Source organism: Cytobacillus oceanisediminis 2691, assembly GCF_007678455.1.
Lineage (GTDB): Bacteria > Bacillota > Bacilli > Bacillales > Cytobacillaceae > Mesobacillus > Mesobacillus oceanisediminis_A.
In genome coordinates this window covers 1-260 of sequence record NZ_VEEP01000268.1, presented here as the reverse complement: position 1 = coordinate 260, position 260 = coordinate 1, and the positions used below count along the sequence as shown (strand labels likewise).

The 260-nt window shown below is 50.0% G+C and carries 1 protein-coding gene; it reads left to right on the top strand.

From position 1 onward, the window contains the following. Positions 1-41: 41 nt before the first annotated feature. Positions 42-260: hypothetical protein (locus tag FS736_RS23805; RefSeq protein ID WP_144481559.1), on the top strand; the 219-nt coding region annotated here is incomplete at its 3' end.

Genomic DNA, 260 nt, shown 5'->3' with positions numbered 1-260 from the left:
ATGATATTTTGAAAAGGGTTGATGACGGAAGGGAGGAGTGGTTGTCAGAAAGAGAAAGTTATGAGTGGGATGTGTTGATGTGCGGAGAGGAAATGGGGAAAGGGAAGGAGGAGAAGATGAGGGGGATGGTTGGGTTGGGGGTTGATGGGAAGCTTGTGTGGGTGGATGTATGGTTGGGGGAGGGGTATGATCGATTGGTGGAGAAGGAATTAGGGAAGGTAGGCAAAGTGACGGAGGGTGAAACAGCAAAAGCGCGGAAA